This window comes from Catellatospora sp. NPDC049111, from assembly GCF_040648615.1.
GTDB classification, from domain to species: domain Bacteria; phylum Actinomycetota; class Actinomycetes; order Mycobacteriales; family Micromonosporaceae; genus Catellatospora; species Catellatospora aurea.
On record NZ_JBEZEB010000073.1, the window covers coordinates 1 to 24,262 of the forward strand.

At 72.7% G+C, this 24,262-nt stretch carries 21 protein-coding genes; 9 read left to right on the forward strand and 12 right to left on the reverse strand.

What is annotated here, in order from left to right:
- Positions 1 to 165 precede the first annotated feature (165 nt).
- From AB0B66_RS42915 to AB0B66_RS42925, 3 genes are all read right to left on the reverse strand, one after another.
- A complete protein-coding gene (locus AB0B66_RS42915; protein WP_360541277.1) occupies positions 166 to 777 on the reverse strand; it encodes a DUF305 domain-containing protein in 612 nt (203 codons plus the stop codon).
- A gap of 75 nt (positions 778 to 852) precedes the next feature.
- Complete coding sequence (locus AB0B66_RS42920; RefSeq protein WP_360541279.1) at positions 853 to 1,419, reverse strand: hypothetical protein; 567 nt, start codon at positions 1,417 to 1,419, stop codon at positions 853 to 855.
- 61 nt (positions 1,420 to 1,480) lie between these two features.
- On the reverse strand, positions 1,481 to 2,227 hold the full coding sequence (locus AB0B66_RS42925; RefSeq protein WP_360541281.1) for a class I SAM-dependent methyltransferase: 747 nt from the start codon (positions 2,225 to 2,227) through the stop codon (positions 1,481 to 1,483).
- Positions 2,228 to 2,517: 290 nt separating this feature from the next.
- Here AB0B66_RS42925 and argS point away from each other — a divergent pair, with 290 nt between their 5' ends.
- Together argS and AB0B66_RS42935 are read left to right on the forward strand one after the other, a co-directional pair.
- Positions 2,518 to 4,239: an arginine--tRNA ligase gene (argS, locus tag AB0B66_RS42930; protein ID WP_360541283.1), complete on the forward strand. Its 1,722-nt coding sequence runs from the start codon at positions 2,518 to 2,520 to the stop codon at positions 4,237 to 4,239.
- A 41-nt stretch (positions 4,240 to 4,280) separates the two neighbouring features.
- Positions 4,281 to 4,445 (forward strand): hypothetical protein, encoded by a 165-nt coding sequence (locus AB0B66_RS42935; protein ID WP_360541285.1) that lies wholly within the window; start codon positions 4,281 to 4,283, stop codon positions 4,443 to 4,445.
- 14 nt (positions 4,446 to 4,459) lie between these two features.
- Here AB0B66_RS42935 and AB0B66_RS42940 read toward each other — a convergent pair whose 3' ends face one another.
- The 3 genes from AB0B66_RS42940 to AB0B66_RS42950 form a co-directional block, all read right to left on the reverse strand.
- The gene (locus tag AB0B66_RS42940) at positions 4,460 to 5,233 is read right to left on the reverse strand and encodes a SigB/SigF/SigG family RNA polymerase sigma factor (protein WP_360541287.1); all 774 of its coding nucleotides are present in this window, start codon (positions 5,231 to 5,233) and stop codon (positions 4,460 to 4,462) included.
- 207 nt (positions 5,234 to 5,440) lie between these two features.
- Positions 5,441 to 6,160 (reverse strand): ATP-binding protein, encoded by a 720-nt coding sequence (locus AB0B66_RS42945; RefSeq protein ID WP_360541288.1) that lies wholly within the window; start codon positions 6,158 to 6,160, stop codon positions 5,441 to 5,443.
- 99 nt (positions 6,161 to 6,259) lie between these two features.
- Complete coding sequence (locus tag AB0B66_RS42950) at positions 6,260 to 6,574, reverse strand: STAS domain-containing protein (RefSeq protein WP_360541290.1); 315 nt, start codon at positions 6,572 to 6,574, stop codon at positions 6,260 to 6,262.
- Positions 6,575 to 6,768: 194 nt separating this feature from the next.
- On the opposite strand from AB0B66_RS42950, the gene AB0B66_RS42955 reads away from it, so the two are divergent.
- The gene (locus AB0B66_RS42955) at positions 6,769 to 9,066 is read left to right on the forward strand and encodes a SpoIIE family protein phosphatase (RefSeq protein WP_360541292.1); all 2,298 of its coding nucleotides are present in this window, start codon (positions 6,769 to 6,771) and stop codon (positions 9,064 to 9,066) included.
- Positions 9,067 to 9,100: 34 nt separating this feature from the next.
- Here the strand turns inward: AB0B66_RS42955 and AB0B66_RS42960 are convergent, their stop codons facing one another.
- A complete protein-coding gene (locus tag AB0B66_RS42960; RefSeq protein ID WP_360541314.1) occupies positions 9,101 to 9,649 on the reverse strand; it encodes a response regulator in 549 nt (182 codons plus the stop codon).
- Positions 9,650 to 9,669: 20 nt separating this feature from the next.
- Positions 9,670 to 14,043, reverse strand: coding sequence for a HAMP domain-containing protein (locus AB0B66_RS42965; protein ID WP_360541294.1), 4,374 nt, complete (start codon positions 14,041 to 14,043; stop codon positions 9,670 to 9,672).
- Between the two features lie 206 nt (positions 14,044 to 14,249).
- Between AB0B66_RS42965 and AB0B66_RS42970 the strand changes: the two genes are divergently transcribed.
- The 3 genes from AB0B66_RS42970 (at position 14,250) to AB0B66_RS42980 (ending at position 18,717) form a co-directional block, all read left to right on the forward strand.
- Positions 14,250 to 15,851: a SpoIIE family protein phosphatase gene (locus AB0B66_RS42970; protein ID WP_360541296.1), complete on the forward strand. Its 1,602-nt coding sequence runs from the start codon at positions 14,250 to 14,252 to the stop codon at positions 15,849 to 15,851.
- Between the two features lie 145 nt (positions 15,852 to 15,996).
- A complete protein-coding gene (locus tag AB0B66_RS42975) occupies positions 15,997 to 16,950 on the forward strand; it encodes an anti-sigma factor RsbA family regulatory protein (protein ID WP_360541298.1) in 954 nt (317 codons plus the stop codon).
- Between the two features lie 183 nt (positions 16,951 to 17,133).
- Complete coding sequence (locus tag AB0B66_RS42980) at positions 17,134 to 18,717, forward strand: HAD-IIIA family hydrolase (RefSeq protein ID WP_360541300.1); 1,584 nt, start codon at positions 17,134 to 17,136, stop codon at positions 18,715 to 18,717.
- A gap of 4 nt (positions 18,718 to 18,721) precedes the next feature.
- Here the strand turns inward: AB0B66_RS42980 and AB0B66_RS42985 are convergent, their stop codons facing one another.
- From AB0B66_RS42985 to AB0B66_RS42995, 3 genes are read right to left on the reverse strand one after another with little or no spacing between them, the layout of a single operon-like run.
- Positions 18,722 to 18,964 carry a hypothetical protein gene (locus tag AB0B66_RS42985; RefSeq protein ID WP_203699214.1) on the reverse strand — a complete coding sequence of 81 codons (243 nt, stop codon included), beginning with the start codon at positions 18,962 to 18,964 and terminating at the stop codon, positions 18,722 to 18,724.
- Between the two features lie 55 nt (positions 18,965 to 19,019).
- A complete protein-coding gene (locus AB0B66_RS42990; RefSeq protein WP_360541302.1) occupies positions 19,020 to 19,418 on the reverse strand; it encodes a hypothetical protein in 399 nt (132 codons plus the stop codon).
- Between the two features lie 60 nt (positions 19,419 to 19,478).
- Positions 19,479 to 19,808: a DUF2795 domain-containing protein gene (locus AB0B66_RS42995; RefSeq protein WP_360541304.1), complete on the reverse strand. Its 330-nt coding sequence runs from the start codon at positions 19,806 to 19,808 to the stop codon at positions 19,479 to 19,481.
- 138 nt (positions 19,809 to 19,946) lie between these two features.
- Between AB0B66_RS42995 and AB0B66_RS43000 the strand changes: the two genes are divergently transcribed.
- Positions 19,947 to 20,171: a hypothetical protein gene (locus tag AB0B66_RS43000; RefSeq protein ID WP_360541306.1), complete on the forward strand. Its 225-nt coding sequence runs from the start codon at positions 19,947 to 19,949 to the stop codon at positions 20,169 to 20,171.
- A 13-nt stretch (positions 20,172 to 20,184) separates the two neighbouring features.
- On the opposite strand, the gene AB0B66_RS43005 is transcribed toward AB0B66_RS43000, so the two are convergent.
- The gene (locus AB0B66_RS43005) at positions 20,185 to 20,511 is read right to left on the reverse strand and encodes a plasmid stabilization protein (RefSeq protein WP_360541308.1); all 327 of its coding nucleotides are present in this window, start codon (positions 20,509 to 20,511) and stop codon (positions 20,185 to 20,187) included.
- Positions 20,512 to 20,700: 189 nt separating this feature from the next.
- On the opposite strand from AB0B66_RS43005, the gene AB0B66_RS43010 reads away from it, so the two are divergent.
- Together AB0B66_RS43010 and AB0B66_RS43015 are read left to right on the forward strand one after the other, a co-directional pair.
- A complete protein-coding gene (locus AB0B66_RS43010) occupies positions 20,701 to 22,413 on the forward strand; it encodes a hypothetical protein (protein ID WP_360541310.1) in 1,713 nt (570 codons plus the stop codon).
- An 8-nt stretch (positions 22,414 to 22,421) separates the two neighbouring features.
- A partial coding sequence (locus AB0B66_RS43015; RefSeq protein ID WP_360541312.1) for a GH25 family lysozyme occupies positions 22,422 to 24,262 on the forward strand: 1,841 nt, incomplete at its 3' end.

Consider the following 24,262-nt stretch of genomic DNA (forward strand, 5'->3'; position numbering starts at 1 on the left):
CCCCGGGGGGGGTTTTTGGCAACTCGTGGGGGCAATAAAAAATCTAATCGGGGGGCTATTTTTTCTTTGTTATAGGCCACCGTCGATTAGCGGGGGCCGGCGCACACCACCGCGACCATCGGCCGACCCGGGTGGCGCGGTCGCGCCGCGCCACCCGGGCCCGGTTCACAGCCGCGCCAGCAGCGCCTTCATCGTGGCGATCTCGGCCTGCTGGGCCGTGACGATCTGCTGTGCCAACTCCTTGGCCGCCGCATTCGCGCCGTTGGCGATCTCCTGCTGCGCCATCATGATCGCGCCCTCGTGGTGGGCGATCATCAGCTCGCTGAACATCCGGTCGAACTCCCGCCCCGACGCGGCCTGAAGCGCCGCGAGCTGGGCGTCGCTCATCATGCCGGGCATGCCCTGGTGCCCGCTCTCGTGACCGGGCATCGCCGTCGGCCGCTGCCAGGTCTGCAGCCAGCCGGTCATCGTGGCGATCTCCGGGTCCTGGGCCGCCCTGATCTGCTCGGCCAGCGCCTTGACCTCGGCGTCGGCCGCGCGGGTGGGCGCGAGCTGCGCCATGCGCACCGCCTGCTGGTGGTGCGGGATCATCGCCTGGGCGAAGGCCACGTCGGCGTCGTTGTACGCGCCGATGGACGAGCTCGCGGTCGCGCCGGGCGTCGCGCCGGAGCCGTGGTCCATGCCGGAGTGGCCGGAACCGCAGCCGGCCAGGACGAGGGCGGTGACGGCCGCAGCGGCCCTCACCAGTGCAGCGCGCAGCGTGGTGTTCCTGAACATGATCGAATCGACCTCTCGGTGTCGGAAGAAGGGTGTACGGCAGGACCTGCCGCGCGTGACGCGGCACCACGGGTCCTAGTGCCGCATCACCGACACCGTGGCCAGGGTCAGGCCGAGTCCGGGCGCGGGCGGGCCGCGCGAGGCGACGGCCGCGCGCAGGCGAGACAGGCTCGCGGGAGCACGCCGGCGCACGACGCCCACCAGCCAGAACAACAGCAGCAACACCCCGAGGGCGGTCAGCACCGCCACGCACACGTCCCACCAGTCCAGGCCGGTGGTGTGGCGGGCCGGCGGCACCAGCAGCCGGGCGCAGTGACCGTCGGGGCAGCCGCCGCGGACCGCCTCCGCCGTCGCCGCCATGGCGACAGGTCCGGCCTGTGCCATGGCCGCGGCCTGCGCCGCTGTGGCAGCGGCCGCCCCGGCCTGCGCCTCGACGGCGGCGAGCCCGGTCCGTGCCGACGTGGCGACGGGCTCGGTCCGTGCCGCCATGGCGGCGGTGCTGTGTGCGGGCATCGGCGTCATCGCGGCGTGGGCCGCCGTGCCGTGCCCGAGGGTGTGCATGGCGGCAAGGCCGACCAGGGTGGCGAGCAGCAACAGCACCCGGGCCGCCCGGCCCGGTCGGGCCGTGCACAGCCGCCGCATGCCGTCACCGTATCCGATCGCCCGCGGCCGCGCGCACACTCCGCCGGACCGCCCGGCACGCTCAGACGGGGCGGTGGGCGACGAAGCAGTCGCGCGGAGTACGGTCCTCGGTGGTCTGCTCGACGACGAGTTCGGCGGCGAACCCGGCCTCGGCGAGCAGTTTCAGCCACACCTCGCGGGCGAACAGCCCGATCCGGTGCGTCTCGTGCACGGTGCGCACGCTGCCGTCGGCCTCGCGCAGCAGGAACGCGTACTCGGTGACGGTCCAGGTGTCGGCGGGGTCGGGGTCCCAGGACCATTCCAGGAAACGCACGCCGCGCCCGTCCGGGCCGTCGACGCCGCCGTGGTCGGCGCCGGGCGCCCAGGTCTGCGCCGTCTCGTCGGGCAGCAGCACGGCGACGCCGCCGGGGCGGCAGTGGGCGTACGCGGTCGCGATCGCCTGCCGCAGATCGTCCTCGCAGGTCATGTAGGACACCGCGTCGTGCACGAACACCGCGTCGAAGGCGCGTCCCAGCCGCAGTGTGCGCATGTCGCCCAGGTGGTGCTCGCAGTCCGGGTTCAGCCGCCGCGACACGTCGAGCATCTCGGAAGACAGGTCCGACAGCGTCATGGTGAACCGCTCGCTCAGGTGTGCGGCGTTGTGCCCGCCGCCGCTGCCCAGCTCCAGCACCTCGCGCACCGGGATCGACGCCGAGGCCAGCAGCGGCACCACGAACACCATCTCCTCGGCGTACTCCTCCACCGGCGAGATCAGCGGCCACCACCGCGCCAACTCCCCGTAGAACCGGTACTGCGTGTCGTCGGTCATGCGGCCATGTTAGGAAGGTGCCCTTGCGCTACGCATACCATTAACAAGGTGCCCTTCCTTCTTGCGGTAGGGTGGGCGGCGTGTTCCCTGCCGAGATGCGCACCGGTCTGTGTGGCCGTGTTGTCGTGCGCCGGCCGGGCCGCGTCGTCGTGATCGAGCGACGACGAATCGTGGCAGCTCGCTGACGCGTCTCCGCGTACGGCACTGCCCTTCTCCGCATCCTTGGTCTGCCCGGCGCGACGCTGCCCCGGCACGCCCCTGCCCGTTTCCCGCGAGAGAGCTGAGTTCACGTGACTGATCTGGAGAGTCTGCTCAACGACCGGTTGGCGGCCGCGTTCGCGGCGGTCGCTGGCGAGCCGGTGGACCCGGTGGTACGCCGCTCGCAGCACGCCGACTTCCAGGCCGACGGCGCGCTGCCGCTGGCCCGGCGGCTCGGCCGCGCCCCGCGCGACATCGCCGCCGACGCCCTCGGCCGCGCCGACCTGGCCGACCTGGTCGCCACCGCGGAGATCTCCGGACCGGGGTTCATCAACCTGAAGGTGCGCGACGACGCGCTGGCGGGGCTGGTCGGCGCGATGAGCGGCGACGCGCGGCTCGGCGTGCCGACCGCCGCCGCGCCGGAGACCGTGATCATCGACTACTCCGCGCCGAACGTGGCCAAGGAGATGCACGTCGGCCACCTGCGCTCCACCGTGATCGGCGACGCCGCCGCGCGCACGCTGGACTGGCTGGGCCACGACATCCGGCGCGCCAACCACGTCGGTGACTGGGGCACCCCGTTCGGCATGCTCATCGAGCACCTGCTCGACCTGGGCGAGACCGAGGCCGCGCACGAGCTGTCGGTCGGCGACCTCAACGGCTTCTACCGCGCGGCGCGGGTCAAGTTCGACGCCGACCCGGCGTTCGCCGAGCGGTCCCGGCTGCGGGTGGTGGCGCTGCAGTCCGGCGACGAGACGACGCTGCGGCTGTGGCGGCTGCTGGTCGACGAGAGCGAGAAGTACTTCCTCGCCGTGTACGACAAGCTCGGCGTCACCCTGACCGCCGAGCACTTCTTCGGCGAGTCGTACTACAACGACCTGCTCGCCCCCGTCGTCGACGCCCTCGACGGCCTGGGCCTGCTGCGCGAGAGCGACGGGGCGCTGTGCGTGTTCCCGCAGGGCTTCACCGGCCGCGACGGCGAGCCCATGCCGATCATCGTGCGCAAACGCGACGGCGGCTACGGCTACGGCGCGACCGACCTGGCCGCGATCCGGCACCGCACCCAGGACCTCAAGGCCACCCGGCTGCTGTACGTCGTCGGCTCGCCGCAGCATCAGCACCTGGAGATGGTGTACCAGTCCGCGCGCGAAGCCGGCTGGCTGGCCGCGCCCGCCCGCGCCGAGCACATCGGCTTCGGCCAGGTGCTGGGTGCCGACGGCAAGAAGCTCGCCTCCCGGGCCGGCGACACCGTCAAGCTCGTGGACCTGCTCGACGAGGCGGTGGCCAGGGCCGCAGCCATCGTGGCGGAGAAGAACCCGGAGCTGGACGCCGACACCCGCGCCGAGGTCGCGCGCATGGTCGGGATCGGCGCGATCAAGTACGTCGACCTGTCCAGCGACCGGATCAAGGACTACAGCTTCCACTGGGACCGCATGCTGTCATTCTCCGGCGACACCGGCGCGTACCTGCAGTACACCCACGCCCGGATCAACTCGATCTTCCGCCGGGGCGCGGTGAGCCCCGACCGCGCCGCCGGGGTGCTGCTGGGCTCCCCCGCCGAGCGGGCGCTGGCGATGGAGCTGCTGGGCTTCGCCGCGGTCGTCGCCGACGCCGCCGAAACGCTGCAGTTCCACCGGCTGGCAGGCTACCTGCAGAACCTGGCCGGGGCGTACACCGCGTTCTACGACAACTGCCCGGTCCTCAAGGCAGAGGGCGCGGTGCGGGAGAGCCGGCTGCTGCTGTGCGACCTGACCGCCCGGGTCATCGCGCAGGGCCTGGCCCTGCTCGGCATCGAGGCCCCCGAGCGCATGTGACCTGGTGTGAGCCGAGGCGGTGCGGGGTAAACAGGGCTGATATGAACGAGCCCAGGTTCACCCCGCCCGCCGAGGACTTCGAGCCGCCGCCGGAACTGGAACCGCTGCCCGAACCCGCCGAGGGCACCCCGCAGCCCGCCGACCGTGACCTGCCCGCAGAGTGGTCGGCTCCCGCCGCGGGCGAGCAGGCCGAGCCCTCGGATTAGGCGGGCTCCGGCCGTCATCCGGCGTCGGCGGCGGTCAGCTCCTCCCGCAGGGCCTGGAAGGCACGGGCCAGCAAGCGGGACACGTGCATCTGGGAGACACCGACCTGATCGGCGATCTCCGACTGGGTGAGGTTGTCCACGAACCGCATCCGCAGGATGCGCTGGTCGCGCTCGGGCAGGGTGTCGATCGCCTGGCGCAGCGCCTCCCGTTCGGGCAGCGCCTCCAGGGTGTCGTCGTTCTCGCCCAGCAGGTCCTGCAGTTCGCCGTCGCCGTCGTCACCGGTGGCAGGCGCGTTGAGCGAGCTGGCGGTGTACGCCGCGGCGCACTGCATGCCGCGCAGCACCTCCTGCTCGCTGACGCCCAGGTGCACGGCGATGTCCTCGGCGCTCGGCGTGCGCTGCAGGGACTGGCTGAGTTCCGGGATCGCCCGGCACACCGCCAGGTGCAGCTCCTGCAGAGACCGCTGCACGTGCAGGGTCCAGGTCCGGTCGCGGAAGTAGCGCTTGATCTCGCCCAGCATCGTCGGCATGACGTAGTTGGCGAACGGCACACCGCGGTCCGGTTCGAACCGGTCCACGGCCTTGATCAGGCCGATCGTGGCCACCTGGACGAGGTCCTCGACGTCTTCGCCCCGGTTGCGGAAGCGCATCGCCAGGCGGCGCGCCACCGGCGCGCACCCGCAGATGATCTCGTCACGCAGCCTGCCCCGGCCGGTATCGCCGTCGGGCAGTCGGTGCAGCAGCAGCAAAGCGTCCTCGAACCTCGCCAGCACGTCGACGGCGCTCACGGCGGACTTCGGGGACGAAACGGTAGCGGTTCGCATCGTTTGTTACCTGCCATCGCCTGCACGCGTCACCCGTGCACCGCACGAGCCGGCAGGCCTTTCCTGGCGGGTTCCGGCACCCTGCTGCTAGAGCGCCGTACGCGGCCCGGTCGCCCCGGCCACGCTGCCGTTACCCACGGCAGGTCTTCCACTATACGCCCGGGGCCGCCCTCAGGACGCTTCGGCGCGCCGCGGTTCGGCCACCGACGCCAGCGCCCACACGACCTTTCCGCCGCTGGTCAGCAGGCTTCCCCAATCGGTGGCCATCGCTGACACCAGCTCCAGTCCGGCCCCGCGGTCCTCCGGGCCGGGCTCGTGCGGCAGCCGCGGATCGCCGTCGCGGACCGCCACGATCACCCCGTCACCCGCCCGGCGCAGTGTCAGCACCATGTCGGTGCGCGCATGCGTGACCACGTTCGCGGCCAGCTCCGAGGCGAGCAGCTGGGCGAGCTGCCCCAGCCGCGGCAGCCCGAACGCCGCGCAGGCACGCTGCGCGAGATCGCGGGCGCGGGCGCAACTGGCGGGCGTGGGTGGCAGCGTCACCGAGCGGCGCGGGCTGACCGGCAGCGCCTCGGCGGCCTTCTCGGCCAGGCCGGCGTCGTCGTACACGGCCAGGCCCTGATGCGCCACCGGCACCGGGCACGGCGGCGCCGCGACCATGATCGGGATGCCGGGCCAGCGGGTGGCGCTGACTGCGGCACGGTGCAGCCAGGGCACGAGCCGCTCATCGGCACACCGCGTGTCGGCGAGGTCGAGCACGACGGCCTCCGGCTGCGTGGCCAGGCAGTCGGCCAGCGTCACCCCGGCCTGGATGAGCGTGTCCTGGTCGAGCGTGCCGGCCATCGCGACGACCGCGAAGGGCTGCTCCCGCCGCACGTGGCACACCAGCATGGACATACTCCTCACGTGCCCCTCCGGCACGGCGGCCAAGCCTGCGCGGGCGAGAAAAGTCGAAAACGTCTGCGTGGGTCCCGCGGCGCGGGCGCGGCTTCAGGCGGGCGGGGCCAGCAGTTTCCCGACCCCGGTCACGTCGAGCACCTTGGCGACCCACTGCCGGGCGCCGGTCACGTAGAACCGGTGGCCGAGTTCGTTGGCCGAACGGTAGGCGTCGAACAGCGCCCGCACCCCGGTGGAGTCGAGGAAGCCCACACCCTGCAGGTCGACCACCACCTCAGGGGACTGCTTGACCGCGTCACACAGCTCGTCGCGCAGGCTGCCCGCGGTCATCAGGTCGATCTCGCCGCGGACCTTGACCACGATGCGGTCCGCGTCCACAACCCGTTCGACCCCGAAACCCCGGTCCATCCCGCTCCCTCCGCCACCTGAAACAGTTCCATTAACGCACGCCCAGCCCGGTTCGCACACCCGCCGTCCCCGCGGTCCCGCTCTTGCCGGACAATGCTGGGATCACCGTTTCGGCGCGAATCGCGATGGGCAGAGTACGAATCATGGCACGGCAAGGCGAACCTCGGCCCGCAGAGGCAGACTGGGTCTCCCGCGTGCAGCGTCTGGAGGCCGAACTCGCCGGCCTGCGCCGGGCCATGCGCACCCGCGGCCTCATCGAGCAGGCGAAAGGCCTGCTCGCGGAGCGCTTCGACTGCGACCCGGAGACCGCGTTCGGCCGCCTGTCGGCGATGTCGCAGCAGCGCAACATCAGCGTCGTCGACCTGGCCGCCGACCTCGTCGGCGCGACCGTGCCCGACACCGCCGAGGCCCAGGACCCGCGACCGCCCGCCGCTGCGGCGCTGGACCTGCCCGGCGACAGCCCCGCCGACCTGCGCACCGTCGTCGGCCTGGACGACGCCCCGGACCGGCCGCTGCCCCAGGCCCAGGCGCGGGTGCTGCGCAAATGCCTGGCCGCGCTCGACGCCGCCCACGACTTCGCGGCCCTGGCCGACGTGCTGGTCACCATCGGGCTCGGCGACCAGCCCGGCGCGGCCGCCGCGCTGTTCTCCACCGAGAGCGACGGCTCGGTGCGCCTGGTCGCCAGCCACGGCTGGCCCGCGCAGGTCGCCAGCGAGTGGCGGCGCTCCCCCAGCTCCCTGAACACCACCGTCGGCGCCGCGGTGCGCACCGGCCGGCCCCTGCTGCTCGACGGCCTGCAGCCGCACGACTTCGTGCTCATCGGCCCCGGCCCGGCCCGTGCGGTCTACCCGCTGGCCGTCGGCGACCACGTCGTCGGCGTGCTGTCGCTGGTCTGGGGCGAGCCCCGCGAGTTCACCGCCGCCGACCTGGCCTTCCTGGACCGGCTAGCCGCGGGGACCGGCCGGGCGGTACGCCGGCTGTGGCCCACCGCCGGCACCAGGGCCGCCTCCCTGCCGGTATGGCTCACCGGCGCCCTCGACGTCATGGGCGGCCTCGGCCACCTGCTCACCCCGGTGCGCGACGAGCACGGCACGGTCACCGACTTCGTCATCGCCGCCGCCGGGCCCGCGGTGCGCGCCTCCGACGGCGACACCGTCGGCCGACTGCTGCTCGACGTCTACCCGCGGTTGCGCGTCAACGGCGTCTTCGACGCCTACGTCGAACTGCTCACCGACGACGTGCCCTTCGCCCGGCAGGCCGTCGTCGAGGACGCCCTCGTCAACGGCAGGCCCCGCCGCGTCATCCTCAACCGCCGCGCCGCCCGCGTCGGCGACGCGCTGCTGGCCTCCTGGGAACGCATCGACGCGACCGTCAGCAACGACGCCCGGATGGCGCGGCTGGAGACGCTCAGCCGCTCCGGCTGGGCAGAATGGGATCTGCAGGCCGGCGACGCGGTCTGGTCCCCCGGCCTGTACCCGCTGGTCGGCCGCGACCCGGCACACGGCCCGACGACCCTGGACAAGTTCGGCTCGTTCTTCGCCGCCGCCGACCGCGGCCTGCTGCGCGAGCTGCTCGCCGGGCTCGCCCAGGGCCGGCCCGACCTGGCCCTGCTGCGGCTGAACTCCGCCCGCGGCGTGGTGCCGGTGCGGGTGTTCGCCGAAGCCGACCTCGCCGGCGACGACATCCGGCTGATCCGGCTGGTGCTGCACGACGTCAGCGAGCAGCACGCCGCCGAGGACCGCTGGACGCGCAGCGAGACCGTGGCGGCGGCCCGGCAGATCCAGCTGGCCGCCGAGCAGTCGCTGACCGCCAACCTCACCCGGCTGCTCTACCCCGGCCGCGACCTGGTGCTGCAGACGACCGGCGCGGAGGTCACCGGCCGCCACTACGCCGCCACCGCGCCGCGTACGCAGCTGCGCGGCGACTTCTGCGACGCCGAACGGCTCGACGACGGCTCGCTGCTGTTCGTCATCGGCGACGCGTTCGGCACCGGCCTGGTCGCCGCGGCGGCGGTGGTGCGGCTGCGGTTCCCGGTGGTGACCCTCGGCGCGGCCGGCACCGCGCCCGCCGAGATCCTGCGCATCGTCAACGGCATGCTGATGGGCGCGCCCGACGGGCCGCTGGCCAGCCTGCTCATCGGGCACTACCAGCCCGCCGACCGGACGCTGCGCTGGGCGTCGGCGGGCCACCTGCAGCCGCTGCTGGTCCGCGACGGCACCGCCACCGTCGTCGACGATCCGGCCGGGCCGCTGCTTGGCCTGCTCGACGGGCAGCGGTTCGACACCCACACGCTGCGACTGGAGCCCGGCGACAGCTTCGTGTCGTTCACCGACGGGGTGCTGCACAAGCGCAAACGCGACCCGCTGGCCGAGTTCGCGACCCGGGTCGCGGGCGCGTACCGCAAGGACGGCACCGCGGGCCTGTGGCACCTCACCCCGCCCGAACGCGACGACGAGGCGTGCCTGATCGCCCTGGAGATCTCCGCCGCCTGACCCGCCCCACCTGTGCCGCCCCGGGGGCCGCCGGTCAGCGGGCGCGGCGGGTGAGCGGCTCGGGGTCGTGGGGTAGGGCGGCGCGCAGCGCCTCGCGGGCTCGTTCGACGTTGTCGAGGCCGGGCTCGGCCAGCAGCCGTACCGCATCCTGGGCGGCGCCCGACAGCCGGGCCCACTGCTGCGCCTGCTGACGCAACTGCTGCGTCTTGACCCACAGGTCGACGAAGATTGCCACCTTCGCGCGCAGCACCCACGGGTCGAACGGCTTGGTGAGGTAGTCGACCGCGCCCGCGGCGTACCCCCGCAGCGCCAGGCGGGCGTCGCGGTCCGCCGCGGTCAGGAAGATGATCGGGATGTGCCGGGTGCGCTCCCGGCGCTTGATGTGCCCCGCGGTCTCGAACCCGTCCAGGCCCGGCATCTGCGCGTCCATCAGGATCACCGCGAAGTCGTCGACCAGCAGCCGCTTGAGCGCCGCCTCGCCGCTGGCTACCGCGACCGGCTCCACCGGCAGCCCCTGCAGCATCGCCTCCAGCGCGATCAGGTTGTCCTGCCGGTCGTCGACCAGGAGCACCTTCGCCGTCAGAAACCCCGCCTCCAATTCGCTCACGCCTTCTCCCCCTGCCCGATCCAGCGCGCCATCAAACGCAGCAGCTCGTCCAGGTCGACCGGCTTGGTGATGTAGTCGCTGGCGCCCGCGCCCAGGGCCGCCTCCCGGTCGCCCGGCATCGCCTTGGCGGTCAGGAACACCACCGGCAGCGCCGTCAGGTGCGGGTTGCGGCGGATGATCCGGGTCGTCTCGTAGCCGTCCTGCTCGGGCATCATGGCATCCATCAGCACGATGTCGATGTCCGGGTGCTCGGCCAGCAACTGGATGCCGTCGTTGCCGTTGTCGGCGTACAGGACCTGCATGCCGTGGTGCTCCAGGGCGCTGGCCAAGGCGAAGACGTTGCGCACGTCGTCGTCGACGATGAGCACGCGGGATCCGTCCAGGGTGGACGAGACCTCGTCGCCGAGCGTGTCGGTGGCGGGCCGGCTGATGATGGGCCGGGACACCGGCGTCGCGTAGTGCGCCTGCGCCGTCGGGCTCACCGGCACCGCCCCGACCGGCGCGCCCACCCCGGCGTGCACCGGCACCAGCGGCATCGTCGGCGCGGTCGTCGGCCCGGTCAGCATGCCGGGCAGGTACAGCGTGAACGTCGAACCCTGCCCCGGCGCCGAGGTCACGGTGATGGTGCCGCCGAGCAGCCGCGCCAGTTCCCGGCTGATCGACAGGCCGAGGCCGGTGCCGCCGTACTTGCGGCTGGTCGTCCCGTCGGCCTGCTGGAACTCGTCGAAGATGAGCGCCAGCTTGCTGGCCGAGATGCCGATCCCGGTGTCGTGCACCGCGAACATCACCACCTCCCCGGACTGGCTCAGCGACGGCTCCTCGAACACCAGGTCGGCCGGCGCGGGCCCGATCTCCAGGTGCACGGTGCCCGAGTCGGTGAACTTGACCGCGTTCGACAGCAGGTTGCGCAGGATCTGCTGCAGGCGCTGCGCGTCGGTGATCATGCCGGCGGGCAGCTGCCCGGACAGGGTCAGCTCCAGCTCCAGGCGCTTCTCCTCGGTCTGCGGCCGGAACGCCTGCTCCACGTAGTCGCAGATGTCCTGGAACCGCACCTCGCCCGGCTCGACGTCCATGCGCCCGGCCTCGATCTTCGACAGATCCAGGATGTCGTCGATCAGCGCCAGCAGGTCCGACCCGGCACTGTGGATGGTCCGCGCGAAGTCGATCTGCTTCGGGGTGAGGTTGGCCTCCGGGTTGTCGGCCAGCAGCCGCGACAGCAGCAGCAGCGAGTTCAGCGGCGTACGCAGCTCGTGGCTCATGTTGGCCAGGAACTCCGACTTGTACTGCGAAGCCGCCGACAGCTGCCGCGCCTTGTCCTCCAGACCCAGCCGCGCCAGCTCGATCTCCCGGTTCTTGATCTCGATGTTGCGGTTCTGCTCCGACAGCTGGGCCGCCTTCTCCTCCAGCTCGTTGTTGGTGCGCTGCAACTCCACCGAGCGGTCGCGCAGCTCCTGCGCCAGCCGCTGCGACTGGGCCAGCAGCTCCTCGGTGCGCCGGTTGGCCAGGATCGTGTTCAGCGCGATGCCCAGCGTGCCCGCGAGCCGGTCCAGGAAGTCCAGGTGCAGCTCGGAGAACGGGGTGACGCTGCCGAACTCGATGACGCCCAGCGCCTCGCCCTCGAACACGATCGGCACCAGGATCAGATCGGAGACCTTCGTGTCGGCGATGCCCGACCGCACTGTCATCTTGGTGCGCCCGGCCCCGACCCGGATCGTGCGGCGGTCCACGGCCGCCTGGCCGACCAGGCCCTCACCGGCGGCGTAGTTCGCCACGGTGCCGCCTCCGGCGTACCCGTAGGCCGCGGTCAGCTGCAGGCGGATGTCGTCGCCCTCGGGCTCGGACAGGAAGAACGCGCCGATCTGCGCCTCGATCAGCGGCGTCACGTCCGACATGATCATGCGGGAGACCTGCTCCAGATCACGCTGGCCCTGCAGCAGCTCACCGGCGCGGGCCAGGTTCGAGTCCAGCCAGCCCTGCTCGGCGTTCTTCTTGGTCGTGTCGCGCAGCGTCACGATCATCTGGTTGATGTTGTCCTTCAGCTCCGCCACCTCGCCCTGCGCCTCGACGGAGATGCGCTGGGTCATGTCGCCGCGGGTCACCGCCGTCGACACCTGGGCGATGGCCCGCAGCTGCGTGGTCAGCGTCGAGGCGAGCTGGTTGACGTTCTCGGTCAGGTGCCGCCAGGTGCCCGACACCCCGCGCACCTGCGCCTGACCGCCGAGCTTGCCCTCCGAGCCCACCTCACGCGCGACACGGGTCACCTCGTCGGCGAACGAACTGAGCTGGTCCACCATCGTGTTGACGGTGTTCTTCAGCTCCAGGATCTCGCCGTGCGCGTCGACGGTGATCTTCTGCGACAGGTCGCCCTTGGCCACGGCCGTGGTGACCTGCGCGATGTTGCGGACCTGGCCGGTCAGGTTCGACGCCATGAAGTTCACGTTGTCGGTCAGGTCGCGCCAGGTGCCGGCGACGGCGGGCACCTGGGCCTGACCGCCGAGCTTGCCCTCCGAACCCACCTCACGGGCCACGCGGGTGACCTCGTCGGCGAACGCGGACAGCTGGTCGACCATCGTGTTGACGACGTCCTTGAGCTCAAGGATCTCGCCCTGCGCCGCCACGGCGATCTTCTGCGACAGGTCGCCCCTGGCCACCGCCGTGGCGACCTGGGCGATGTTGCGGACCTGCGCGGTCAGGTTCGACGCCATGACGTTGACGTTGTCGGTCAGGTCGCGCCAGGTGCCCGACACGCCGCGCACCTGCGCCTGGCCGCCGAGCTTGCCCTCCGAACCCACCTCACGCGCGACACGGGTCACCTCGTCGGCGAACGAGCTGAGCTGGTCCACCATCGTGTTGACCGTGCTCTTCAGCTCCAGGATCTCGCCCCGCGCATCGACGGTGATCTTCTGCGACAGGTCACCCTGCGCCACGGCGGTGGTCACCTGGGCGATGTTGCGGACCTGCGCGGTCAGGTTGCCCGCGAGCTGGTTCACGTTCTCGGTCAGGTCCCGCCACGTGCCCGACACCCCGGCCACCTGCGCCTGACCGCCGAGCTTGCCCTCCGAACCCACCTCACGCGCGACACGGGTCACCTCGTCGGCGAACGAACTGAGCTGGTCCACCATCGTGTTGACCGTGCTCTTCAGCTCCAGGATCTCGCCCCGCGCATCGACGGTGATCTTCTGCGACAGGTCACCCCGGGCCACGGCGGTGGTCACCTGGGCGATGTTGCGGACCTGCGCGGTCAGGTTGCCCGCGAGCTGGTTCACGTTCTCGGTCAGGTCCCGCCACGTGCCCGACACCCCGGCCACCTGCGCCTGACCGCCGAGCTTGCCCTCCGAACCCACCTCACGCGCGACACGGGTCACCTCGTCGGCGAACGAACTGAGCTGGTCCACCATCGTGTTGACGACGTCCTTGAGCTCCAGGATCTCGCCCTGCGCCGCCACCGCGATCTTCTGCGACAGGTCGCCCCGCGCCACCGCCGTCGCGACCTGGGCGATGTTGCGGACCTGCGCGGTCAGGTTCGACGCCATGTAGTTCACCGCGTCGGTGAGGTCCTTCCAGGTGCCGGCCACGTTCGGCACCTCGGCCTGGCCGCCGAGCTTGCCCTCCGTGCCGACCTCGCGCGCCACCCGGGTCACCTGCTCGGCGAACACCCGCAGCGTGTCGGTCAGCGAGTTGATCGTGTCGGCGAGATCGGCCACCTCGCCCTGCGCCGAGATCGCGATCTTCTGCGACAGGTCGCCCTGCGCGATCGCCGTCGTCACCTGCGAGATCGACCGCACCTGCGCGGTCAGGTTCGACGCCATGAAGTTCACGTTGTCGGTCAGGTCACGCCAGGTTCCCGACACGCCCCGCACGTCGGCCTGACCGCCGAGCTTGCCCTCCGTGCCGACCTCACGGGCGACACGCGTCACCTCGTCGGCGAACGACGACAGCTGGTCGACCATCCGGTTGACGGTCCGGCCGATGGTGAGGAACTCGCCCCGCAGCGGCCGCCCGTCGATGTCGAGGGTCATGTGCTGGCTCAGGTCGCCCTCGGCGACGGCCACGATCACCCGCGCGATCTCGGCGGTCGGCCGGCCGAGGTCGTCCATCAGGCTGTTGACCGCGCGTACGCCGTCCGCCCACGCCCCCTCGTACGCCTCCTCGTCCAGGCGCTCGGTGACCCGGCCCTCCCGGCCGACGACCCGGGAGATGCGCAGGAACTCGCGGTTGCGCTGCTCCTGCATCGTCACGACCTCATTGAAGGCGTCGGCGACCTCCCCGGCGATGCCGGCACCCCGCGACAGCCGCACCTTGAAGTCACCGTTGCGCACCGCCCGCAGCGCCGCCGCGACCTCGTGCCACCGCGCGTCGTCGTCATCCACCCGCGCGCGCTGTGCGGTCGTCCGATTCGCCGTCACCAGGACCCACTCCCCTCGATGGCCGACTCTCGCCCTATGGCCCATCGCCGCGCCACACCGTCGCGGCGCACGCTTCATCATCGTCCGTACGGCCCCCGGATGCGAGCCAGCGGCACGCGGCAGCAGGCCCCGCGCTGGAAACCCGACGCCGAACGGCGGACACTACAAGGGTGCCGAACCGCGCTCCGGACCAGGAGCACTCCCCCCACCCCGCCGCAGGGCCCCTGACCGCCGTCGATGCCCTGCTCGGCGTGGCCACCACCGCCGATGAGACGGGCACGGCCCACGGCTTCGCCGGCGACCTGCTGCGCACCCTCGCCGAGCACACCGCCGCCACCGGCAGCGCCGTCTGGCTCGACCGCGGCGACGGCGCCGGAGCGCAACTGCTGGCCGCCCAGGGCAAGCGGCTGCAGCCGACCTCCGCCGCGCGCCGCATCAGCGTGCCGGTGAGCCTGCCCTGGTCGGCCGAGTTACGCCTGGACGCGCCCGACACCCCGCAGGCGCGGACCCTGACCCGCCTGGCCGTACAGCGGCTCGGCATGACCCTGGAACACCAGCGCCTGCGCGACAGCGACCGCCGCCGGCAGACCTCCCTGGCCTTCCTCGCCGAGGTCAGCGAACTGCTCGCCCAGTCCCTCGACCTCACCCTCACCCTGGCGCTGATCCCGCGCCTCGTCGTGCCCCGCCTCGGCACCTGGTGCACCCTGCACCGCGCCACGCCCGGCCGCCGCCTCGAACCCGCCGCCGCCGCCCACGCCGACGAGGCCCTGAGCCCCTGGCTCGACGCCGTCAGCGACGAGCTCACCCGCTCGCTGCTCGCCCCGCCGGTCGCCGACGCGCTGCTGGCCGGCAAGAACGTCCCCCTGCCGACCGCCCTGTCCGGAATCGCCGTGCCGCTGTTCGCCCGCGGCGAGTGGCTCGGCGTGCTCAGCATCGGCCGCGACACCGACTCCCCGCGCGACCCCGACGAGATCCCCGTCGCCGAGGAGGTCGCCCGGCGCTGCGCGCTGGCCATGGACAACGCCCGCATCCACGAGGAACGCCAGACCGTCTCGCACACCCTGCAGCAGGCGCTGCTGCCCGCGAAACTGCCGACCATCCAGGGCCTGGGCATCGGCGCGGAGTACGTGCCCGCGGGCCGCGGCGTCGAGGTCGGCGGCGACCTGTACGACATCATGGCGATGCCCGACGGTCGCTGGCTGGTGATGGTCGGCGACGTGTCCGGCAAGGGCGTGCACGCCGCCGCCGTCACCGGGCTCATCCGCGAGGTCATCCGGGTCCTGGTCAAGGACGGCCGACCGTTGCAGTCCGTGCTCGCCACCCTCAACGAGACCCTCAGCGAACGCTCAGAGCGCTACTGCACGCTGGCCCTGGCCGCCTTCGACACCCGCAGCGGCGGCTCCGACGTCGAGGTCTCGCTGCACCTGGCCGGCCACGACCGGCCGCTGGTGCTGCACGCCGACGGCCGCGTCTCCTCGGCCGGCCGCTGGGGCACCGCGCTCGGCCTGGTCTCCCCGGTGACCTGCCCACCGGCCCGGCTCGTGCTGAAACCCGGCGAGACCCTGGTGTTCTTCACCGACGGCGTCACCGAACGCCGCAACGGCCACGAGTTCTTCGGCACCCAGCGGCTCGCGCAGCGCCTGACCTACCTGGCCGGGCATCCCGCCGACGTCATCGCCGCCCGGCTGCGCACCGCGGCGGTGGACTTCTCGGTCGATCCACCCCGCGACGACATGGCCATCATGGCGGTACGCAACGACGCGGAGCGCTGAGAAAGCGCCGTTTCCGCAGGTGTGCGCAGCACTCCCGCGCCGTCGCGACGGCGGCGTCCGGCCCTGCCATCGCAGGGGAATAGCATTAATGTCCGGCTCGGCGGAGCAAGGCGACGAGCGCGGCACGGGCTCGGGAAGGACCACGGTGGACGCAACGGCGCTCGCAGGGCACTCCGACGCGGTCAGCCGTCACGACGCCCTGCAGTACCAGGACGACGACCAGCTGCTCGACGCGGTCGTGCCCTACCTGCGCGAGGGCGCGTCCGCCGGGGACAGCGTGGTGCTGATCTGCCGCCCCGACAACGCGGCCCGGCTGCGCGCCGCGCTCGGTGATCACCAGGTCGCCGAACTGCGCCGTGAGGACGTGTACGGCGGCACCGTGGCGGCCCTGACCGCCTACCGCGACCTCGCCGAGCGCGAGCGGCAGCGCGGCAGCGGCCGCGTCCGCGTCGTGACGGAGATCGACTTCGGATCCCGGCCCAGCGGGCAGTGGGAGTGGGCGCGGTTCGACGCCGCGCTCGGGCAGGCCCTGGCCGACTACCCGGTCTGGAACCTGTGCCTGTACGACCGCCGCCGGGTCCCGCCGGAGATCCTGCGCGCCGGCGAGAGCAGCCACTCCCACCTGCTCGCCGACGGCGGCCGGGTGCCCAGCACCGGTTACCTCGACGCGGCGACCCTGCTCGGCGACGCCAGCATGCGCTGGCGCGACCCGCTGGAGGACGGCCCGCCCCGGCTGGACGTCGCCGAGCCGCACGACCTGGCGGCGCTGCGGGCGGCGGTCGAGCAGGCGCTGCTCGACGACGGCATGTCCGCGTACGCGGTGCAGGGTTTCGTGCTGGCGGTCAGCGAGGTCGCCACCAACGCGATCCTGCACGGCGCGCCCCCGGTGCGGGTGCGGCTGTGGTCCGCCGGCGGGCGGGCGCTGTGCTCGGTGTCCGACGGCGGGCACTGCTTCAGCGCGTACAGCGGCTACGTGCCGACGGACCGGGCGGTCGGGGCGGGCGGCATGGGCCTGTGGCTGGCCCGCCAGATGAGCGACGACCTGACCGTCGACGCGACGCCCGAAGGCTGCACGGTCCGCCTCGGCATCAACGCCTGACCGCGGCCCCCGGACCGGCTGTCCCCTGCGCGCGTCGGCCATCTTGCGCGTGATCACCATCGCTAGATCATCCTAGGCTGCTAGACCAGTGTCTCCATCCTGGAAAAAGGATGGTTACGGCATACATGATGGAAACCACGCTGCTGGATGTTTGGGGTAAGCCGGACAGGGTAAGGCCGCGGGGTGCGCAGAGCTGAGATCGACGGCGGCTTCACCGGAATGTTCGACGCGGTCCTGTTCGACCGCGACAACACCCTGATCCGCGAGGTGCCGCGGCTCAGCGATCCCGACCTGGTCGTGCCGATGCCCGGCGTACGCGCGGCGCTGGACCTGCTGCGCGACGCCGGCCTGCGGATCGGCGTCGTGTCGCACCAGTCCGCCGTCGGGTTCGGCTTCGTCTCCCGGGCGCAAGCCGAGGCGGTCGACGCCCGCATCGAAGCGCTGCTGGGCCCGTTCGACACCTGGCAGACCTGCTGGCACACCCCCGCCGACGGGTGCGCCTGCCGCAAACCGGCACCCGGCCTGATCACCGCCGCCGCCCACGGCCTCGGGATCAGCCCGCACCGCTGCGTCATGGTCGGCGACCTGGGCACCGATCTGCAGGCCGCCGCCGCGGCAGGCGCGACCGGCCTGCTGGTGCCCACCGGGCAGACCTGCGTCGCCGAGGCCGCCGCGGCCCCGTACCGCGCGCCGAGCCTGCTCGCCGCGGCCGAGTGGATCCTCGCCCGGCGGCAGCTGCTGCGCCCCGGCCCGGCGGGAGCCGACGAGCCCGGCAACGTGCTCGCGGTGCGCGCCGGCTCGGCCGGAGACGTGCTGCTGACCGGCCCCGCGCTGCGGGCGCTGGCCGCGCGGGCCCATACGGTGTCCCTGCTCACCGGCCCGCCCGGCGTGCCCGCGGGACGGCTGCTGCCCGGCGTGACCCGGGTCCTGGAGTGGTGCACTCCGTGGGCCGAGCGCGACCCGGCCCCGGTCGACCGGTCGGCCGTCGACGGCCTCATCGACACGGTGCGCTGCTGGCAGATCGACGAGGCCGTCATCTTCACCTCCTCGGCCCAGTCGCCGCTGCCCACCGCGCTCCTGCTGCGGCTGGCCGGGGTCGGCCGGATCAGCGCGATCTGCGAGGACTACCCCGGTTCGCTGCTCGACGTGCGCCATCGGGCCCCCGACGACCTGCCCGAGGCACACCGGGCCCTGTCGCTGGCCGCCGCGGCCGGTTATCCGCTGCCCGACGCCGACGACGGCCGGCTGCGTACCGTGCTGGCGGCGAAAGGGACCCGCACCGGCCGGGTCGTCGTGCATCCCGGCGCGAGCGCCTCGGCCCGCGGGCTGCCACGCAAGGTCGCCGTCGAGATCGTGCGGGAACTGGCGCGCTCCGGCCGGGAGGTGCTGGTCACCGGCGGGCCCGACGAGACCGAGCTGACCGCCGAGGTCGCCGGGGACGTGGCGGGCGACCTGGGCGGGCAGACCGACCTGGCCGCACTGGGCCGGCTGCTGGCGGGTTCGGCGTGCCTGGTCGTGGGCAACACCGGCCCGGCGCACCTGGCCGCGGCGGTCGGCACCCCGGTGGTGAGCATGTTCGCGCCGACGGTGCCGTTCGCCCGGTGGGGTCCGCACGGCGTCCCGCACGTACGGCTGGGCGACCCTGACGCGCCGTGCCGGGACACCCGCGCGCTCACCTGCGCCCAGCCCGGTCACCCCTGCCTGGGCGAGATCGACCCGGCCGAGGTCGTCGCCGCCGTGGAGCTACTGGCCCGGACCAGGCCGTGACCGGTCACTCCTCGGGGTCGACCAGCGCCCGGAACCGGTAGATCCAGGCCGGTTCGCCGGCGGGGTTGGCCTCGCGCACGTACACGGCCTCCCACGGGTCGTCCCCGGCCCAGCGGTCCCGGCCCGGCTCCAGCCCGACCGGCAGCCAGATCGAGTACGTCTCCGGTGGATCGACGGCCGAGTCCACCTCGATCTCCCGGGTTACCTCGGCGGCGCCGTGCACGAACTTCGCGGCGATCCTGTCCACCCGAACCGACTCCCTTCGATCGACGTCCGCCCGCAGGGCCGCGGGCCGTGGCGGCTCACACCTCGGCGGCGAGGTGGTCGGCCGACACTTTCAGGGTCACCACCCCGTCGCGCACACCGGCGATCTGGGCGGCGCCGGCGTAATGCGCCCGCCGCAGCGGCAACCGACTCTTGATCTTCACGTAGCCCTCGCGCAGCAGCAGTTCGGCGAGCTCCTGCTCCACATCCGGCTCCGGACCGGCCGCCTCCTGCACGATCCGCCCGAACAGGCTCACCGATTCGCTCATCCGCTGGCCGTCCGCGGTGATCGCGGCCCCGTCACCGATCTTGACGTCCTGCACGGTGCCCAGCTCGGCCCCGGTGCTGTCGAGGACGTGCATACCCTCGCGCACCGCGCCGATCGGCCCGGGATCGTCGATCCCGGGCACCAGCCCCGTGCCGTTCTCCTCGGCCATGTCATGACCTCATCACGCCGGAGCGCGTCCGCGCGGGCGTTCGGGCCGCGCGGTCCTGCCTCAGAAGCGGACCTCGACCTCCAGGTCGAGGGCCTGCCACAGCTCCCGGGCGTTCGCGAAGCTGCGCTCCGGCTCCAGCGTGCCCAGTTCGTCGAGCACCTCGTCGGGGGCGTCCCCGCGGCGCGCCAGCTCGACCAGCTGCTCGGCGGTCGCGGGGAAGGTCGCCAGCGACACGTGCCGGCCGATGTCGGCGCGCAGTTCGCGACGATCGGGGTCACGCTCGTCGTCGCCCACGATGCCGTCGCGGCCCGGCGTGTCCCAGGACCGCGGGTCGAGGTCGTCCTCGATCGGGTCGACGGCTTGCCTGCTGCCATACGGTGTGTGCGTCATACCGCCCCGATTCCCGCGAGCCGGGGAACTGAAACGTCTTCACCCGATTTGTCCCGACGGATAGGCCGCGCGGCGGTCGCGACGAGGCGGACACTGGGTAGGACCGCGGCCGGATCGCACACGGGAGGAGGCGGGGCGATGACCGAGCAAACGTCCGGCGAGATGCTGGAGACGCTGCTGGACACGCTGTTCATCGGGGAGGAGCGGCTCAGCGTCGCCGAGCTGCGCCGCCGCGCCATGGCCGAGGACATGCCCTCGGACGTGCACCAGTCCATCGACACGCTGCCCGAGGGCGAGTACGCCCAGGACGAGGTGCTCGACGCGCTGCACACCCACGCGGTGATCACCCCGCCCTCGTTCTGAGCGGTGCCCGCCCTCAGCGGTCGACGGCGCGCTGCAGCTCGGCCTTGGTCATGGTCGAGCGGCCCTTGACGTTCTTCTTCTTCGCCTCCTCGTAGAGCTGGTCGCGGGTGCGGCCGCCCTCGCCGCGGTGCGACCGCAGCCCGCCGCGCCGGCCCGAGGAGATGTCCTTCTTCGACAGCGCGCTGGCCTGCTTGGCCTCACCGGCGCGAGCCCGCTCCTTGTTGACGGTGCGCGCGGCGATCTCCTCGGCGACGTCCTCGGACTTGCCCCGCTCCTCGGCGCTGGCCTTGATGTGCTCGTACTGGCGTTCACGCTTGGCGCTCCAGGCCTGCTGCGGCATGATCGCCCTCCTCTCGCCCTTGCTGTACGCATGCCCGCGGCCTCGCGGAGCGAAACGCCGGACACCCCTGGAAGATCGCGCCACGGCGCGCCGGAGCAGGCGCAACGGCCGTCCGGCACCGCTCGTTGACACGGCATGCGGGATTGCGGATCATGCGCGGAGCACGGGGGCGCCTCGACCGGCAGATGCGTGTGGGAGCGGGGCGCGCCACGCCACCGGGGTCCGCTGCACCGGGCCGCCGCCGGCCTGCTCGCGGCCGTCGCGGCACTCGCGCTGGCCGCACCCGCGGCGGCGGTGCCCGACGGCGCCGACGACCCCGACATGCTGCGCCCGCAGGGCGTCGACGCGCAGGGCATGCCGCTGCAGCCCGACGGCCTGGCCGGCCCCGCCCGCGGGCTCGGCCGCCCGATCACCCGCATGCAGATCCTCGCCCGCGCCGCGATCTGGGCCGACGCGCAGGTCGGCTACAGCCAGCTGAAGTTCCGCAAGGGGTGGCGCACCGACTGCTCCGGATACGTCTCGATGGCCTGGGAACTGGGCCGCAACCACTGGACCGGCGACCTGCACCAGGTTGGCGAGCGCGTCGACTTCGACGACATGCGTCCCGGCGACATGCTGCTCTACCACAACAAGTCCCGGCCGAGGGACGGCTCGCACGTGGTGCTGTTCGAGCGCTGGGTCGACGAGCCCGGCGGCGACTTCGTGATGTACGAGCAGACGCCGCCCTCGGTCAAGCACCGCACCTGGTCGGACTCGGGCTACAACGAGGACAGGTACCGGTCGTACCGCTACCGCAACGTCATCGAGAACGAGGCGGTCTGGTATCCGGTGGCCGGCGACTGGGACGGCGACGGACGGGTCACCGCCGGGGCCGCCCGGCCCGAGGGCGAGACGTGGCGCTGGCGGCTGTCCGACGACCCGCGGGGCGCGACGACCGACGCCGACTTCCTCTTCGGCGACGTGCGCAAGCTGCCCATCGTCGGCGACTGGGACGGCGACGGCCGGTGGACCCCCGGCACCGTCGACCTGACCGGCGACCACCACGACTGGTACCTGTCCAACTCGCTGCGCGGCGGCGAACCGGACGTGCGGGTCGGCTACGGCGACGTGGAGAAGGCCCCGGTCGTCGGCGACTGGGACGGCAACGGCACCTTCACGCCCGGCGTGGTCGACGCCGAGGGCGACGTGCGCGACTGGTACCTCGCCAACAGCCTGACCGGCGGCGACCACGACGTGCATGTCGGGTTCGGCGACGTGGACAAGGTGCCGGTCGTCGGCGACTGGAACGGCGACCGGGTGAGCACGCCCGGCGTCGTCGACGCCGCCGGCGAGCACCGGAACTGGGAGTTCACGAACAGCCTCGACGACCCGGCGACCGACACCGAGGTGTCGTTCGGTGAGGTGGCGCAGCTGCCGGTGACCGGCGACTGGGACGGCGACGGGTTCGTCACGCCCGGTGTCGCCGACCCGGGCGCGGGCCACGAGTGGCGGCTGTCCAACGCGCTGGCCAGCGGGATCGCCGACACCGTCTTCGCGTACGCCGGAGCCCCGGCGGCCCCGGTCGACCCCGCCGGCCCGGCTCCTTCGCCGAGCGTCGTACCCAGGCCATGGCCCAGCGAGAGCCTGCCAACGGCCGTGCCCGGCTCCCCGTCACCGGACACCGCCCCGCCGGTCGTGGGCCTGCCCGGCTTCCCCCTGCCGAGCCCGCGGCCGACCGGCTCGCCACTGCCTATAGGCCCCACGCCCAGCCCGGCCGACCCGACAGCCGCCGGCCCGGGTGCGGTCTCCCCCGCACCGGGTGGGCAGGCCGGGGCATCGCCGGAGCCGTCGGCGAGCGCCGCGGCCGAGCTCGCTCCGCCACCCGGCGGGCCCCTGCTGGACCAGCCCACCGTTCTGCACTGAGGAGAGCCGTGAACCGTCACCGCACCGCCGCAGCCCGCCGCGCCGTCCTGGCCGCGGCCGGGCTGTTCCTGTCCCTGACCGCGCTGCCGGCCGGGGCGGCACCGCCCGGTGATCCGGTAGGGCCCGACGGCAGACCGGTCACCGACGGCTGGGCGGGCGCGGGCACCCCGGCGGAGCTGATCCCGCCCGCGGCGGCCCGGGTGCTGGCGGCCGCGCCCGGCGGCTATCCCGTCACCGGCATCGACGTGTCGCACCACCAGGGGACCATCAACTGGGACAAGGTCGCCGACAAGGGCGCGAAGTTCGTCTACGCCAAGGTGACCGAGGGCGTGCACTACGTCGACGCCTCGTTCAAGGACAACTACAGCGGCGCGCGCAAGAACGGCATCCTCTTCGGGGCGTACCACTTCGCCCGGCCGGACAAGACCAACGGGCGCACCCAGGCCGACTTCTTCCTGGACCGGGCGCAGTACCGCAACGACGGGCGCTCCCTGCCGCCGATGCTGGACATCGAGTGGCCGTACAAGCTGGGCGGCAAGCTCGTCGCGCCGGGGCCGTGCTGGGGCAAGTCCAAGAGCGAGCTGGTCCGCTTCATCCGCGACTTCACCCAGCGGGTACGCGAGCGCACCGGCAGCGCCACGATGATCTACACGAATCCGAACTGGTGGAACCCGTGCACCGGGAAGAACGCCGACTTCGGCGACCACTACCTGTTCATCTCCAGCTACACCGACAAGGTGCGCGGACTGCCCGCGGGCTGGGACCGGTGGACGCTGTGGCAGTACGCCAACCACGGCAAGCTGCCCGGTGACCAGAACGTCTTCAACGGCACCATGGCCGACCTCAACGCGCTGGCCGCCAACCCGGCCGGGCCGCTGCCCCGCCCCGTCGTCGGCGACTGGGACGGCAACGGCACCATGACGCCGGGCCTGGTCAGCGTCGAGGGCGACACGTGGCGCTGGCGGCTGTCCAACACCCTCGACGGCACCGGAGACCCAGCGCTCGACTTCACCTACGGCGACGCGGAGAAGACTCCTCTCGTCGGCGACTGGGACGGCAACGGCACCTACACCCCGGGCACGGTCGACGCCGAGGGCAAGCGCCGGGACTTCTACCTGGCCAACGGCTTCCGCAGCGGGCCCGCCGACATCCACACCGGCTTCGGCGACATCGAGGACATCCCGGTGGTCGGCGACTGGGACGGCAACGGCACGTTCACGCCCGGCACGGTGGACAGCGGCGGCAAGCTGCACCAGTGGAAACTCACCAACACGTTTGAAAAGCCGCTGACCGAGGTCGAGTTCGAGTACGGCGACGCCGCCAAGACGCCGATCGTCGGCGACTGGGACGGCAACCGCACCTTCACCCCCGGCACCGTCGACATGGACGGCGAGCGCCACGACTACTACCTGAGCAACGTGACCACGGGCGGGCCGACGCAGGTGCACATCGGCTTCGGCGCGGTGTACACGGTGCCGCTGGTCGGCGACTGGAACGGCGACAAGGTCTTCACCCCGGGCGTGATCGACGCCTCGGGTGACGCCGGGCTGGTCTGGCAGCTGACCAACAGCCTGACCGGCGGCTCCGCGGTCGAGGTGACCTTCACGTACGGCGGGACGGCGGCCGTGCCCGCCGCCCCTGCCGCCAACCCGGCCCCGTCGGCGACGCCGTCGCCCGGCGTCTCGCCGAGCGTGTCACCGTCGCCGTCGGACGCGGCCGCGGCCGCCCGCCCGTCGCCCAGCCGCACCCCGTCGGTTGGGCAGGTCGTAGAGCTGCGAGCCGCGACCCGCGGCGATGATCGGGACGCGACGTGCCCGCTTGCCTCTGGTTCCCGTGTCGACCAAGCACC